This is a genomic window from Streptomyces sp. NPDC002309 (assembly GCF_053593375.1).
On the sequence record NZ_JBSFCI010000006.1, the window covers coordinates 120,829 to 135,257 of the forward strand.

The 14,429-nt window shown below is 70.4% G+C and carries 12 protein-coding genes; 8 read left to right on the forward strand and 4 right to left on the reverse strand.

What is annotated here, in order from left to right; all coding sequences use genetic code 11:
* Nucleotides 1-40: 40 nt before the first annotated feature.
* The 7 genes from ACWCPM_RS07485 to ACWCPM_RS07515 all read left to right on the forward strand — a co-directional run bounded on the left by ACWCPM_RS07485 (nucleotide 41) and on the right by ACWCPM_RS07515 (nucleotide 6,587).
* The gene (locus ACWCPM_RS07485) at nucleotides 41-613 is read left to right on the forward strand and encodes a hypothetical protein (RefSeq protein WP_450975186.1); all 573 of its coding nucleotides are present in this window, start codon (nucleotides 41-43) and stop codon (nucleotides 611-613) included.
* A gap of 141 nt (nucleotides 614-754) precedes the next feature.
* Nucleotides 755-1,357, forward strand: coding sequence for a DJ-1/PfpI family protein (locus tag ACWCPM_RS07490; RefSeq protein ID WP_450975187.1), 603 nt, complete (start codon nucleotides 755-757; stop codon nucleotides 1,355-1,357).
* Between the two features lie 442 nt (nucleotides 1,358-1,799).
* Nucleotides 1,800-2,453, forward strand: a complete 654-nt coding sequence (locus ACWCPM_RS07495; protein WP_450975188.1) for a TetR/AcrR family transcriptional regulator — start codon at nucleotides 1,800-1,802, stop codon at nucleotides 2,451-2,453.
* 255 nt (nucleotides 2,454-2,708) lie between these two features.
* On the forward strand, nucleotides 2,709-3,341 hold the full coding sequence (locus ACWCPM_RS07500) for an acetoacetate decarboxylase family protein (RefSeq protein WP_450975189.1): 633 nt from the start codon (nucleotides 2,709-2,711) through the stop codon (nucleotides 3,339-3,341).
* 197 nt (nucleotides 3,342-3,538) lie between these two features.
* Nucleotides 3,539-4,474, forward strand: coding sequence for an alpha/beta hydrolase family protein (locus ACWCPM_RS07505; RefSeq protein ID WP_450975190.1), 936 nt, complete (start codon nucleotides 3,539-3,541; stop codon nucleotides 4,472-4,474).
* Between the two features lie 395 nt (nucleotides 4,475-4,869).
* Nucleotides 4,870-5,739, forward strand: coding sequence for an AraC family transcriptional regulator (locus ACWCPM_RS07510; RefSeq protein ID WP_450975191.1), 870 nt, complete (start codon nucleotides 4,870-4,872; stop codon nucleotides 5,737-5,739).
* Between the two features lie 200 nt (nucleotides 5,740-5,939).
* Nucleotides 5,940-6,587, forward strand: a complete 648-nt coding sequence (locus ACWCPM_RS07515) for a hypothetical protein (protein ID WP_450975192.1) — start codon at nucleotides 5,940-5,942, stop codon at nucleotides 6,585-6,587.
* Between the two features lie 286 nt (nucleotides 6,588-6,873).
* On the opposite strand, the gene ACWCPM_RS07520 is transcribed toward ACWCPM_RS07515, so the two are convergent.
* From ACWCPM_RS07520 to ACWCPM_RS07535, 4 genes are all read right to left on the reverse strand, one after another.
* A complete protein-coding gene (locus tag ACWCPM_RS07520) occupies nucleotides 6,874-7,356 on the reverse strand; it encodes a GNAT family N-acetyltransferase (protein ID WP_450975193.1) in 483 nt (160 codons plus the stop codon).
* A 285-nt stretch (nucleotides 7,357-7,641) separates the two neighbouring features.
* The gene (locus tag ACWCPM_RS07525) at nucleotides 7,642-11,181 is read right to left on the reverse strand and encodes a S8 family peptidase (protein ID WP_450975194.1); all 3,540 of its coding nucleotides are present in this window, start codon (nucleotides 11,179-11,181) and stop codon (nucleotides 7,642-7,644) included.
* Nucleotides 11,182-11,691: 510 nt separating this feature from the next.
* Nucleotides 11,692-12,132, reverse strand: coding sequence for a hypothetical protein (locus ACWCPM_RS07530; protein ID WP_450975195.1), 441 nt, complete (start codon nucleotides 12,130-12,132; stop codon nucleotides 11,692-11,694).
* A 446-nt stretch (nucleotides 12,133-12,578) separates the two neighbouring features.
* Nucleotides 12,579-13,037: a MarR family winged helix-turn-helix transcriptional regulator gene (locus tag ACWCPM_RS07535; RefSeq protein WP_450975270.1), complete on the reverse strand. Its 459-nt coding sequence runs from the start codon at nucleotides 13,035-13,037 to the stop codon at nucleotides 12,579-12,581.
* 287 nt (nucleotides 13,038-13,324) lie between these two features.
* On the opposite strand from ACWCPM_RS07535, the gene ACWCPM_RS07540 reads away from it, so the two are divergent.
* Entirely contained in the window at nucleotides 13,325-14,398 is a 1,074-nt protein-coding gene (locus ACWCPM_RS07540; protein ID WP_450975196.1) for an alkene reductase, read from the forward strand.
* Nucleotides 14,399-14,429: the final 31 nt, after the last annotated feature.

The window sequence follows — 14,429 nt, forward strand, 5'->3', positions numbered from 1 at the left end:
GACCCCGAACCGTCGGCAACCGACGGCGATGGGAGACCCTATGCGACCCCCGACGCACCCCACCCGGCCGCTCGCCTCGGTCGGCATACCTCTGCTGGTTGCCGCGCTGCTTGCCGCAGGCGGCCTGACCGGGTGTACCGCTCTCTCCCCGTTCAACTCCTGCGACGACACGGCGACACGCGTCAAGGAACTGCGCTCCCAGCCGATCCTCCGATCCGCCCCGGAAGGGGCGACCGTCCCGAAGGACCCGGCCTCGGTGCACGCGGGCTGCATCGACGACACCGGCGACGCCTGGTTGTACGCCGAGCGCGTCTACGCGTTCTCCGGCCCGCGGCAGAAGGTCGTGGACTTCTACCGCACCACGGCAGAGGCGGACGGCTGGCGCCTGCAGTCCGACCCCGTGGACCGGAGCACCCCCGAGACGGTGGCGGGACTCTGCTTCACCAAGGGTGGGGAAGGCGACGCCCTCCTGCTGACCGTGCAGTTCACCGCCACCTCCCTGCTGAGGATCGAGCACGGCCACGAGGCCGCGCCGGAGTTCGACTCGGCCTCGGGGTTCGAGGTCGAGGTCGGCTCCGAGACGGACGGGGCCAAGACCGGCTGCTTCGACTGAACTGCTCCGGGTCTGAGAGGGACTCGATTCCCCGATATCGATGCCCCGAGAGGACGAGCCATGGCGCGTCCGCCCCACCCAGGCTGATGGCCGGGGCGAATCGTCGTGGCTGTGCGAGGTCGCTCCTGCTTGGATGGAGGTATGAGCAACCGAAGGGTGCGGCAGATCGGGATCCTGTTGTTCCCGGACGTCGAGGAGTTGGACGCCGTCGGCCCGTGGGAGGTCCTTTCGTACTGGACGCGCGTCTTCCCCGAGGACGATTGGGCGGTGTTCTGCTTCTCCGCCGACGGCCAGCCCGTGACGTGCTCGAAGGGGCTCACGATCGGATCGCACCACTCGATGGACGACATGCCCGCGCTGGACGTCCTGCTCTATCCCGGCGGTCGGGGAACCCGGCCCCGGCTCGACGACGGCCCGCACCTGGAGTGGGTGCGCCGCCAGCGACAGACGGTTCCGCTCATGACGAGCGTGTGCACCGGCTCGCTGGTCTTCGCCGCCGCCGGCCTGCTGACCGGACGTCCGGCCACCACCCACTGGGGCGCGGTGGAACGACTGAAGGAACTCGACCCGACGATCGACGTGCGGGCCGACGAGCGGTTCGTCGATGACGGGGACATGGTCACCTCCGCGGGTGTCTCGGCCGGCATCGACATGGCGCTCCACCTCGTCGCCCGGCTGTCGTCTCCGGAACGCGCACGCCAGGTGCGCCGCGGAATTCAATACGATCCGCAGCCACCGGTCTGACCTGACCATGTCGACGGCGATCAGCCGGACAGGCCCTCACTCGCTGAGCCGTCGTTGCAGGCCGGGGATCTCTGTGTGAGTGGCCGCCGGCCTCTCTCCCGGTTCTGGACTCGTCCGCGGCGCGCGCCGTACTGACGGCGGCCGCTCGGAGGGACGCGGTGCCCGTGCGGCGGGCGAGCTGAACGAGTTCGAGCATGTCGCGGCGGTCCGTGCCGAGATCGCGCCCGCCGGGCCCGATCTCGGCCAGGGCGAGGAGCTCGCACGCGAAGTCGCCGGCCGAGGTCGCCGCGTCACGGGTTGCCGGTGGACGTCAGGAATCCCTGTCACCGGGTGGGACGCACGCTCAACAGCCGGACCCGTCAGACTCGTTGACATCCGGCGACGGCCGACGCCACCATGACCGGGCGGTCACATGACCGCCCGGTCATGGTGAGGAGTGCTCATGCCCACACCTACATGGACCCGGCTGTCGCCGGCCCGCCGTGAGCGTGTCCTGGTCGCGGCGATGGACGAGTTCGGGACCCACGGCTACTCGACGGGCAGTCTGAACGTCATCGCCCGCGAAGCGGGGGTGGCCAAGGGTTCGCTCTTCCAGTACTTCTCGGGCAAGTTGGACCTCTTCACCTATGTCGCCGAGCAGACCTCGCTCCGCATCCACGCCCGTATGCTGCCCTGGCTCGACGGCTACGACGGGACCAGTGACTTCTCCACCCATCTCGTCGACGCGCTGGAGGCATGGCTCGACTACTTCACCGGGCAGCCGTTGGAGCGCGGGGTGACCGCCGCCACCAACATGGAGATGGACCCGGCGGTCCGCAACGCGGTGCAAGTGCCCGTGAACGCCATCTACGAGGCTGGTCTCCGTCCCCTGCTGGAACGCGCCGTCGCGGCCGGTGCGCTGCGCGAGGACGCGGACCTGGACGTGCTCCTGTCGCTCCTCCTCGTGCTCCTGCCCCACCTGGCCCTCGTCCCGCACGTCCCCGGGACGGACGGCCCGCTTGCACTCACCGGAGTCCACAGCCAGGCGCGGCGTCAGAACCTCGAACGCCTCGTCACCTCCCTGCTGGCCGGCTTCACCGAGGGAGATGCTCGATGAGCGCCTCGGACCACGGCGTCCTCGTCATCGCTCGGGTTCCGGCGGCTGTGTGAGTGCGCTGTGCCTCACCGACAAGGGCTGCCCCTCGTGGCTCTCGCCGCCATGATGCCGCCCAGGGAGGAAGGGGCCGCCCCACGCCCCGAACCCGGTCTCCCGTGCCGCCATGTCCCACCCGTCCCACCGCGTCGGCCGGCGGTTCCGGCCGGGCCCCAGGCGTCTTCTGTCTCCACCACCCCCCACCGAACGGACGCGGACATGACTTCCTATCCGGCTGAGCCCTGGCACCTGGCCGGGCAGATGTATCTGTCCCTCTGGCTGGTGCCGCGCACGGAACTTCCCGCCGTCGCACCGGGCACCCGACCCGTCGTCATCGCCGGCCGCGGACTGGTCGGTGCGGCCTGGGTCGTCTACGAGAACGACAGCGTCCTGCGGTACAACGAGCTGCTGCGAGCGGTCCTCGTGCGTGCCGAAGCGCGCCCGCGGGTGTGCGTGACCGACATCTGGGTCGACAGCGACGCCTCCATGGCCGGTGGCCGCGCCCTGTGGGGCATCCCCAAGGAGATGGCGACCTTCGAGGTCCTGCGAGCAGACGGCGTGTCGTTCGCCGCCAAGACGGAGCAGGGAGTTCTCGCCACCGGCTGCCACACCGAGCGGGGACGCCTGCCCGGCCGCTGGCCGCTGTCCTTCACCCTGGCACAGGCGCTGAACGGCGCGGTCACGACCAGCGCCGTCCGCGGCATCGCGGCCCTGCGGCCGGCGCGGGCCGTGTGGACGGCAGCGGCCGACGAGCGGCTCGGCGCGCTCGGCCGCCGCGCCCCCCTGGTCAGCCTCGTTCTGCGCGACTTCACCCTCCGGTTGGGCGGCCAGCGCCCCCGGCCGGCTGGGTGAGCCGCGCCGCGTCCCACCTCGGCAGCGGCTCATGAGCTCGACCCGCTGTCCGCGTCACGGACCCTTCCCAGTTCCCCATCTGGGTTTCGCGGGTGTGTCTTCGACGCCCGCACACCGCCTCCGTGCGGAGAAGCCCGTACACCCCGGAGACGTACCACCGGAAATCACTGTTTCATCCCCACAGAAAAGGTGATCTCGTGTTCCGTACACTCCTGCGGTCCCTGACCGCGCTGCTGCTGACCGCGGCAACCGCATTCGCCGTCGCGCCGTCCGCACACGCCTCGCGGACGGCGACCCCGGCGCAGGCGGCGGACCCCTCCGTACCAGGGTCGTTCCCCGTCGCCTCCACGGATCTCACCGTCACGGCGTCGGGGCGCTCGTACAGCGCCAGGGTCTGGTACCCCGGCACGTCAGCCGGAGCGAACGCGCCGGTCGCCGCGGGCGCCCATCCCGCTCTCGCCTTCGGACACGGCTTCTTCCAGTCCATCACCCAGTACGAGAGCCTGCTCAAGCACTACGCCTCCTGGGGCCTCATCACCGTCGCACCCAAGTCCCAGGGCGGCCTGTTCCCCGACCACTCGGCGTTCGCCGACGACCTGAACGCGGCACTCACCTGGCTCACCACCCAGAACAGCACCACCGGCTCACGATTCGCGGGAGCCGTCGACACCGGCCGACTCGCCGTCTCGGGCCACTCGATGGGCGGAGGGGCGGCGCTGCTCGCCGCGGGCCGGAACCCGGCCGTGAAGTCCGTCTCCACCCTCGCCGCCGCGGAGACCAGTCCCTCGGCCGTCAGCGCCTCCAGCACGCTGCGCGTCCCCGTCCAGTACGTCGGCGGGAGCGCCGACACCATCGCCGGTGTCGCCGACCATCAGCGGAAGATGTACGACGCCAAGCCGTCCGTCACCCAACTGCGTGTCATCACCGGTGGGTTCCACTGCGGATTCGAGGACAGCTCCGGCTTCGGCTGCGACAACGGCACCATCACGCGCGCAGCACAGCTGAAGCTGACCTACGGAGTGACCACCGCCTGGCTGCTCCACACGCTCGGCGCCGACTCCGCGTTCCATGACCAGGTCTGGGGCTCCGCGGCGCAGAACCTGGCCGGTGTCGTGTACTCCGCCAAGCCCTGATCGAGCGGCGTCCGACGCCGGTCGTTCCTGCAGGAACGTGACGCGTGGAAGGAGCGACGCCGTGCCCGCGCCGACAACCCGAGCACGTCGTCGGGCGGACGGCCCCGCCGGGCCGCGTGGCCCTCCCCCCCGGCCACCGGCCCGGCGACGGCGGCCCACGTCCCGTTCTGCGGGCGGCGCGCCGTCGCCGGGCACGGTGACTGCTCGGCTCGGTCCCGGGACCGGACCATGACGCTGTCGGAGTCGAAGACGGTGAACACGGCCACGTCGCGCGGCGGCCGGCCGCGATCGAGGGCGGTGACCGGACCGGTCCAAGCGCATGATCGGATCGGATCGCGGCGATCGGGTCAGGCCGGTGGGTGCGCTGCCAGGGTGGGACTCGAAAGGAGGGCCTCATGATCTCGGCACTCAATCAGCTCGTCGATCTTGTCGAGGAGCATCTCGCGGAGGAGATCGACGTCGACGGGGTGGCCGGGGCGCTCGGCACGACCGGGTACCACCTGCGTCGGATGTTCTCGTCGCTGGCCGGTATGCCGCTGTCGGAGTACGTGCGACGGCGCCGCATGACCGTTGCCGCCGCCGACGTCGTCCGGGGTGAGCGGGACCTGCTGGGCATCGCCGTCCGGTACGGCTACGGCTCGAGTGAGGCGTTCGGACGCGCGTTCCGAGCCGTCCACGGCGCCCGTCCCAGCGACGTGCGCCGTGAGGGAGGGCCCTTGCGCACACAACCTCAGCTCAGGTTCCGCCTGACCGTCGAAGGGAGCATCCCCATGGACACCCGCATCGTCGACCGACCGGCATTCCGGCTGGTCGGGCACGCAACCCGGGTTCCGCTCATCCACGAGGGAGTCAACCCGCACATCCAGCGGCACATCGCCGCGCTGCCCCAGGAGGAGCATCTGCGGCTGAAGAAGCTGAGCGACACCGAACCCCCCGGTCTGCTGCAGGTCAGCGACGACCTCGATCCCGACGGCAGGGAGGGCAGCGAACTGACCTACCTGCACGGAGTCGCCCTCAGCCAGAGCACGGCGGTCCCGGACGAACTGGACACCATCCAGGTGGCAGCTGGAATGTGGGCGGTGTTCCGTACCGCCGGACCGCATCCGCAGGCCCTGCAGACAACCTGGGCGGCGACCGCGACCGAGTGGTTCCCCTCCAACCCGTGGCGGCTGCGGCCCGGTCCCTCGCTCGTCGCGATCCTCGATCGTGCGGCCGACTTCACCACGGCGACCTGCGAGTTGTGGCTTCCCGTCGAACCCGCGTGACACGTTGTCGATCACCGAACGGGGCGGAGTGTGTGAGCCGACGGCCTCGCCGGCGCACACACTCCGCCCCGTTCCCCCGCGTGCTCGCGTCTGGGACGCTACTTTGCGGAGTGCACCTGCATCGGGGAGGTGTCCGCGTGACTCGATATCAGGAGTGCTCCCGCCATGCTCTCCTGCCTGATCTCGAACGTTCTCGCGCGGTGCTCGTAGGTTTTGACGGCGACGCGCTGACCCGCAAGCTCGCTCACACTCTCACCGCGCCAGGGCCGAGTCCCGCGTTCCTTTCGGCGGGCACCGAGGTGCTCATGGACCCGCGGACCCCGGGAGAGGTCCTCGACGCCGTCCGGCGGGCCGCGCGGGCCACGACGGACGTCCTGCTCTTCTACTTCGCCGGGCCCGGCCACCACGAGGCGGAGGAACCGATGCTCGGTGTGAGCACGACGGACCCCGAACACCTCGCGGACACCGCCGTCGGCCTCGGCGACATCACCTCGATCATCAAGGACAGTCCAGCCACCCGGCCCGTGCTCATCCTTGACAGCGAGGTCGGCTTCACGGCCGGGTCGTGGTGCAGGAAGCACGCGCCCGACGTGTCCCTTCTCACCGTCACCACGCCGAGTTCCCATCCGTTCGCCTGGCAGTTCACAGGCGCTCTCATCGAAGCCCTGGTCCACGGCGTCGACGAGGGTCCGGAGGTGCTGAACCTGCGGGACCTCGACCGTGCGATCGTCGACGTCTGGTGGGAGACACCCCCCAGCTTCGAAGCTGACGGGGTGCCGTATCCCTCCCAGGACGTGGTGGTGCGCGGTGGCCAGGAACTGGCACTCGGTAGGAATCCCGCCTACTGAGCGATGCCCTCAGCGGGACGCGTCGGCCGTCACGCTCTCTGCTTCTGAGGGCAGTTGACGCCTCGTCCGGGACCTGAGTGAGGGCCTTCCTGACGAGCGGACGTCCTCAGGCCGCCGTGGGGTGCGGCCCCCTGTCGGGTGTGCTGAGGCCGTCGTCGCCGGAGCCGGCGGTGTCGACCGCGCCGGAGCGTACGGATCTTGCAACGTCTTCGATCCGTACTGCTCCGGTACCTGGGAGGACATCGCCGGCCCCGGAACGACCTCAGTTCAGGTGCCCGATGGTGGGTCAGAGCTCCCGGTAGTAGTAGGTCACCGGGAACGGGGTGCAGCCGAGACTCTCGTACAGGGCTCTGGCGGGGGCGTGGAAGGAGTCCCCACCGGTGCCGATCTCCACGGACCGGGCGCCGCTTGTCCGCATCTGTGCGAACGCGTGCTCGCACAGCGTCGTGCCCAGGTGCTGCTGGCGGTGCCGGGCCGCGACGGCGAGGTGAGTGACGCTCCCGGTCCTGTGGGCCGGATCGACGCTCCACGCCACATAGCCGGCGATGCCGTCCTCGGCTTCGGCGACCGCGACGTACGCGTGAGTGTCGGGCGCGTGCAGTTCGGCGACCTGCTTGCGGTAGTCGCCGCGCCAGTCGTCGTGCAGGCCGGCGAAGACGACCTCGCCCACCACGGGCCGGAAGGAATCCTCGTAGTAGGGCCGGAATGTCTCGATTGTCAGGTCGGTGAGTGGCTTCAGGTCGTCCGGGACGAATGCGCGAATGAGCATGGAAGTGTGCCTTTCAGGCTGAGGGCTTGACACCCAGGGAAAAGGGCATCGGTCGACCCGCTCAGGCCTTTGAAACGGCAGCGAGCGGGACCCTCAGCGGCGGATACGTCCGGCGGCAAAACACTCCATGGCCGACAGCATAACGCCTTTCCGGGACACCTCGATCGCGCCCCGTTCGCTCTGACGGCCGGCACCCTGACGCCCTCGAGGAGCGCGTCAGGGCGGACCAGCGTATGGGGCGGTACGGCTCCTGGACGGGAGGGCCCGTCCAGGAGCCTCGTTGCCTCAGCGCAGGCCGAACGCCTTGATCACCGTCTGGTGCACCGAGTTGCCCGCCGTGTCCTTGGCGTGTGCCCTCAACGACACGAACGACGCCTTTCCGGGAGCGTCCAGACGGACCCGTCCGTCGGTGCCGCAGTCGGCCTTGTGCCAGGTCCGGCCTTCGTCGTAGGACAGCTCCAGACAGACCGCGCCGATCTTCCCGGCGCCGGAGGCGCCCGGCAGGTGAGCGGCGGTGACGGACAGCGTGTCGTGCCGTCCCGCGCGTCCCGCTCCGTCGGTGCCGATCCCGTACTCCAGCTGCACCAGGGGCAGTACCGTCTCGGCTCCGTCCGGCGCCGCCTTCGAGGTGAAGTCCCACTCGGTGCGCGTGCTGGACGAGTACGGCGTGAAGGGGGCGTCGCGCTCACCGGTGACGACCAGCCGGTACGGCAGTGCGTCGGGGCTGGGCGCGTCGCCCGACACCGAGGTGAAGTTGCCCTGCCCCAGTTGAGTGCCGCCCTGGTGGAGAGTCTGCTGCTGGCTGACTCCGACGCCGGACTGGTCCATGCCGACGTGGTTGCGGCTGCCCCAGCCCGGGATGTCGATGTACAGGTAGCTGCCCTTGCGGGTGGGCCGGCGGAAGGCGTCGTTGAGGAAGGGACGCTGGATCGGCTTGAACCACTCCTCGGACTGCCTGCTGCCCGCCCGGTAGGAGGCCTTGGGCCCGACTTCGTAGATCACGCCCTCGGCGTACGCCTCCTGACTCCACTTGTAGTCGCCCCCGGTCGAGACCCAGTCGGTGCGCTTCCCCTTCGCCGGCTCCGGCATGCTGGTGCCGATGGCCCAGTTGTTGTACGTGGGCCAGTCGAAGCGGAACTCGCCGCCCGTCTCGCGGTCCGGGGCCGGGCTCGCGAAGGTGACGTCGACACGGGCGAGGTTCCTGGAGCTGCCCCGCACCACCATGTCGTCCGGGATCCGGTCGTGCCAGGTCTGCATGAGGTCGTACACGTACGGGCTCACCGGCCGGGAGCCGACGGTGACCTCGGGGTTGCGGCCCTTGGCCTGCTGGACGAGCCTCTCACCCTCGTCGGGGCTGAGCAGTCCCACGTCGAGCGTGATGGGCGGCCCGAACGGCTGGTTGTAGCCGCGGAACCCGCGGCCGTCCTCGTTGTTGACCACCAGCAGGAGCTTCGCGCCCGCGGCCATCGCGTGCGCCGCCTGGTCCATGTCGGAGACGTCGTCGTTGCGGCGGACGACCACGGCCTTGCCGCGCGCGTCGAGCCGGGCGTAGTCGGCGCCGGCGCCCTGGCCCGCGAAGACCAGCGGCAGCTTCCTGGTGCCCGTGGGCAGCGGCGTGACGCCGTCCTGGCGCAGTACGTCGGTGAAGTCGGTCGTGCGGGTGGAGACGGCCAGCGCGGGCTGCTCCTTGCGCCAGCGGGCGGCCAGGTAGAAGTCGCCGTGCGTGACGTCCTCGGTCGTCGGCTGGGCCCACAGGCTGTCGAAGTTGGTCTGCGTCTCCATGTAGTCCCGCAGGATGACGCCTCCCATCGAGCGGTGGTAGTCCAGCCGCTGGTAGGTCACCTCGGTCTTCTGCGGGGTCGTCGTGTCGATCCGGTCGATCTTGGAGGCGTCCAGTGTGACCGTGGTGTCGGCGTCCAGGTGGACCTCCGGGTCGCCGAGCAGGGCCATGCCCTTGGAGCGGGGGCCGTGGACGCCCTCGACCGTCTTGAAGGACAGCACCGAGTAGACGCCCATGGGCACGTAGAGTTCCCCGATGCCGGTCGAGTCGACCAGGACGTACATCGGCGCGGCCCGGTCGCCCGACCTGAACACCTGGGCGATGCCGGACATCGGCTCACCCTCGGCGTCCTTGAACTTCAAGGTCAGCTTGCGCGCGACGGAGCCGACGCCGACCGCGGTGTGCGCCGCTATGTCTCCGGCCGTGTCCTTCGCCAGCACCTGGCCGCTGTGGCGGCCGGGGTCGGTGATGCCGGAGCTGTCGATCGTCACCTTCACGTCGGCGGTACCGCGCGCGGGCACGACCACCTCGGAGGCCGACAGCCGGAACGTCCCGGCGGGAGCATGGGTCTCCGCGACGGAGAGCGCCAGGGTGACGGGCGCGTCGGTGGTGTTGGTGTAGGTCACCGTGCGCTGGACCGCCGCGCCCGTGCCCTGCGCCGCGTAGGCCGTCGCCGTGGCGAAGACGTCGGTGCGCGCTGCCGCGGCGACGTCCAGTCGGCCGCTGCCGGCGTCGAAGGCGTTGTACCGGGTCTGGTGGGACGTGCTGGTCAGCAGGTCCTTCAACTGGCCACCGGTGAGCTCAGGACGCGCGGCGGCGAGGAGCGCGGCGGCGCCGGCGACATGGGGCGTGGCCATGGAGGTGCCGCTCAGGGGCTGGTAGGCACCCAGGCCGTTGTCGCTGAACCGGGAGTTGGCCGCGAGGATGCCGACTCCCGGGGCGCTGATCTCCGGCTTCAGCGCGCCGTCGACGCGCGGGCCCGTGCTGGAGAAGATCGCGACGGTGTCGGTGGAGTCGACCGCTCCCACGGTCAGCGCGGCGTTCGCCGCCCCCGGCCCGCTGATGGCGCCGGGTGTGCCGGCGTTGCCGGCAGCGGTCACGAACAGTGCGCCGGTCTCGGCGCTGAGCCGGTCGGCGGCCTGGCTGAGAGGGTCGGTTCCGTCGGACCACTGATCGGAGCCGAGGCTCATGTTGATGACCTTGGCGCCCTGGTCGACGGCCGCCCACTCCATGCCGGCCAGCACCCAGGAGGTCAGACCGCTGCCGGCGTTGCCGAGCACCTTGCCGATGCGGAGGCGGGAGCCGGGCGCGACGCCCTTCTCCCGTCCGTCGGAGGCCGCACCGGTGCCGGCGATGGTGGACGCCACATGGGTGCCGTGCCCGGAGTGGTCGTCCGTGTTCTCGTCCGGTACGAAGCTCTGCCGGGCCGCGATGCGGTCCGCGAGGTCCGGGTGACCGGCGTCGACGCCCGTGTCGAGGACGGCCACGTCCACGCCCTGACCGGTGTTGCCGTCCTCCCAGACCCGGGGGGCGCCGACCTGCTCCGTGCTCTCGGCGAGTTCGGCGTGTACGAGCCCGTCGAGCCAGATGCGCGCGATGCCGCGGCCGAAGGACGGCTCGGCGTCCTGCGCCCGTGCGCCGTCGGCCGTCGCGGGACCGGCCACGGAGGTCCAGAAGTCGTCGGCGCGGGTGCGGTCCGTGGTCAGCGCGGCGCCCTGGACGCTGTCCAGGGTCCGTACCCGGGTCGCACCCTCGGGGAGGGCGGATCCGCGGCGCGCGGCGTCGGCCGAGGTGTAGGAGACGATCAGCGGCAGCCGCTCGCGGCGCGCGTCGTCGTATCCGTCCGCGATCAGGTCCGTGATGTTGAACAGCTGCCGGTCCAGGATTCCCCGCGCCACGAAGGGCAGCGCGGACTCGGGGTAGACGTACAGGTCGTCGCCCGACTCCGAGATGTGCGTCTGCGCCGGTCGTCCGTCCGCGCCGCGCACGGTGACGACGCCCCCGGACTTGCCTTCGGCTCCCGGGAGCCGACGAGTGGTCACCACGTCACCGGTGATCAGTGTGACAGTGTGCTCGCCGGCGGGCACGCTGTCGGCGCCGGCCGAGGCGGGGGGCGCGGCGGGACGGGGCGCGGCCGAAGCGGCGAACGGGCTTGTCAGGGCGAGGATCCACGCGCCTGTGATGACCGGCAGGCTTCTGCGTCTGCGGTGTGGTTTCAACGGAGGCCTTTCGTTGGCTCGGTGTGACCGAAGGGTGTTGTCCTCCGCCGCCGTGGTGGCATCTGCCGGCCTTCGGACGGTGGAGCCCGTGAGTGGTGGAGGCCGACGGCGAACTGGGCTCGCCGTAGGAATGGGATTCTGCGGAGGGGCCTGGCGGAAGACTCCGCCAGGCCCCCTGCTGCCGTCAGCCGGCGGTTACTTGAGGAGGTACGCCTTGACGACGGTCTGCTTGAACGAGCTGCCCGCCGCGTCCTTGACGTAGGTGCGCAGCGAGACCGAGCCGTCCGAGGTGCGGTGCGGGTGGTGGACGGTCACGGTGCGCTTGTCACCGGAGCCCTACTCGACGATCAGCGGCAGACCTGCCCGGTCCGCGTGCCTCCCCTCGGCCAGGGCCGACACGTTGAACAGGGCCCCGTCGAGGGGGCCGGCGGTGAGCAGGGGAAGCGCGTCGACGGGTATGACCGGCCAGGCGCCCCGGTTCTGACGCTGGATGAACTTGATGTGCTCGCGGCCCTGGGCGGGCTGCACCGACACGCTCTGCCGGCCCGACGGGTGCTTCTCCACGGTGACGCGGTCGCCCGTGATGAGGGTGACGTGGTGCTGTGTGGGGCCGCCGTGCGACGTTGCGGCCTGCTTGCCCTGCCGTGGCGAGTCGGCCTGATGGGCGTCGTGAGCGGCACCCGGTGTGACGGTCAGGCCCGCGAGCGCGGTGACCGCCACATACCGCGGCCGGGGTCCGTGGACCCTCGGCCGCCGTCTGTTGATCAGAGGTGTCATGGAGGGACAGCGTGACGCCATGGACGACAAGACACAACGATTGTTCCTGTCCTTCCCACGCCATTGTCGCCTTTACGACGCGACACCGACTGTGCGAATCATGGCAAACAGTGGTGAAGTAGCCGGCGGAGGCTTGGTCAGGTCGTGTGGGACACACCGTGTGGACGGAAATGGACCCGGTTCCGAATGAAGGGGAGAGCACGCCGGGCCGGCTGACGTCCTGTCGTCGGTGGGTGGAGCACGATGGGCGCGATCGAGGCGAGAGCTCACTGCGGCGGGGCAGGGGGAGGGCAGGCGCCGCGTCAGGGAGTTGACCGTGTCGAACGCGTCGGCCACCCGACAAGGATGTGCCTCACCGGGGACCTTCGGCGGCGCACCCGTTCCCCATGACCCTGATGTCGTCGGGGCGCCGCGGCACCCCGACCCGGGCGCAGAGGCCTGGCCGACTACGCGAGCGGGGGATGACCCTCGGCGGCACGGCTGAGGCTGTCCTCGATGCGGGTCAGAACCCGGAGCAGGGCGTCCTGCTCATCGGTGCTCAGGTCGCCGACGGCGATGCCTTCGAGCTCCGCCCAGATCTCCTCGACCTGGTTGCGCAGCGCGAGGCTGGCGGTGGTGGGTTCGATGATGGTGGCACGTTTGTCGGTGGTGCTGGGGCGGCGACGGACGAACCCGGCTTGCTCCAGTCGCTGGACCGTGCGGGTCATGGTGGCCGTGTCCGAGCCGAGCAGGCGTACGAGGTCGATCGGACGCTGGGGGCCGAGGTCCCAGAGCTGCATCATCACCAGTTCCTGGCCGGGGTACAGGCCGACGCGGCGCAGGAGTTGGGCGGCGAGCATGCGGTGCAGGCGGGAGACGCGGAAGATCGCGTGGTTCATCGCGCCGGCCTGGATCGACGGTGGCATCTCGGGGCGTACCGCCTCGCTGGACGCGCTGTCCGCCGACGCCGTGCCGCGACCCTTCCGCTTCTCGTTCACGATCTCTCCCCACCAGAACGGGCCCGAACAGGCAAATCCTATCCCACCGGCCTTGAGGTCCCCTGGTAAATGCTCCCTCACCTGCGGATTCGTCTCGAGTGAGTGCTGCAAGTCACTTCCGCATCGATTTACTGTCCGAACAGGGAAATTTGTTTTACTGTTCGGGCAGGTAGTTTCGCCGCGAGCGCGGCGACCGATCCGAACGGGAATTGATCATGACGACGGCTCTCGCACCGTACGACCTCGGGCGTCTTCGCCTGGCCAACCGCATCGTGATGGCTCCGATGACGCGCAGCCGGGCCTACGGCCCGGGGCACAGCCCGACGGATCTGACGGCGACCTACTACGCCCAGCGGGCGAGCGCCGGATTGATCGTCACCGAGGGCACGCAGCCGAACGTGGTGGGCCAGGGCTACCCCGACACCCCGGGTGTGCACTCCGCGGAGCAGGTCGTGGCCTGGCGCAAGGTCACCGACGCGGTGCACGCCGAGGGCGGCGTGATCTTCCTGCAGCTCATGCACACCGGCCGGGTCGGCCACCCGAGCCTGATGGGCCGGACCCCCGTCTGCCCGTCCGCGGTCACGGCCAAGGGCCAGGTCTACACGCATGAGGGGCCGCAGGAGTTCGTCACGCCGCACGAGCTGACCCAGGCGGAGATCGAGGAGACGATCGCCGACTTCACCGCGGCCGCGCGCAACGCGATCGAGGCGGGCTTCGACGGCGTGGAGCTGCACGGCGCCAACGGTTATCTGATCCATCAGTTCCTCGCCCCGAACTCCAACCAGCGCACCGACGCCTGGGGCGGCACCCCCGAGCGGCGGACGCGCTTCGCCGTCGAGGTCACCAAGGCGGTCGCCGAAGCCATCGGCGCCGAGCGTGTCGGTCTGCGGATCTCGCCCGGCAACCCCTTCAACGACATCGACGAAAGCGACTGGGCGGACATCGAGGCCACCTACACCGCCCTGGTCGACGCGATCGCGCCGCTGGGCCTGGCCTACCTGCACCAGTTGGAGGCCCCCGAGGCACGCGACCTGGTCGCGCGGCTGCGCAAGGCATGGCCGGGCACCTTCATCCTCAACCCGTTCACCGGCACCGAGCCCACGGGCCCCGACGCGCTGAAGCTCATCGAGGACGGCACCGCCGACCTGATCGCCTACGGTGCCCTGTTCCTCGCCAACCCCGACCTGCCCGCCCGCCTCGCGGCCGGCGGGCCCTTCAACACCCCGGATGCCGTCACCTTCTACGGCGGCGACCACCGTGGCTACACCGACTACCCCGCCTTGGGCTGACCCGGTTCCCTCGCGGTGCCGGCGTAGGACG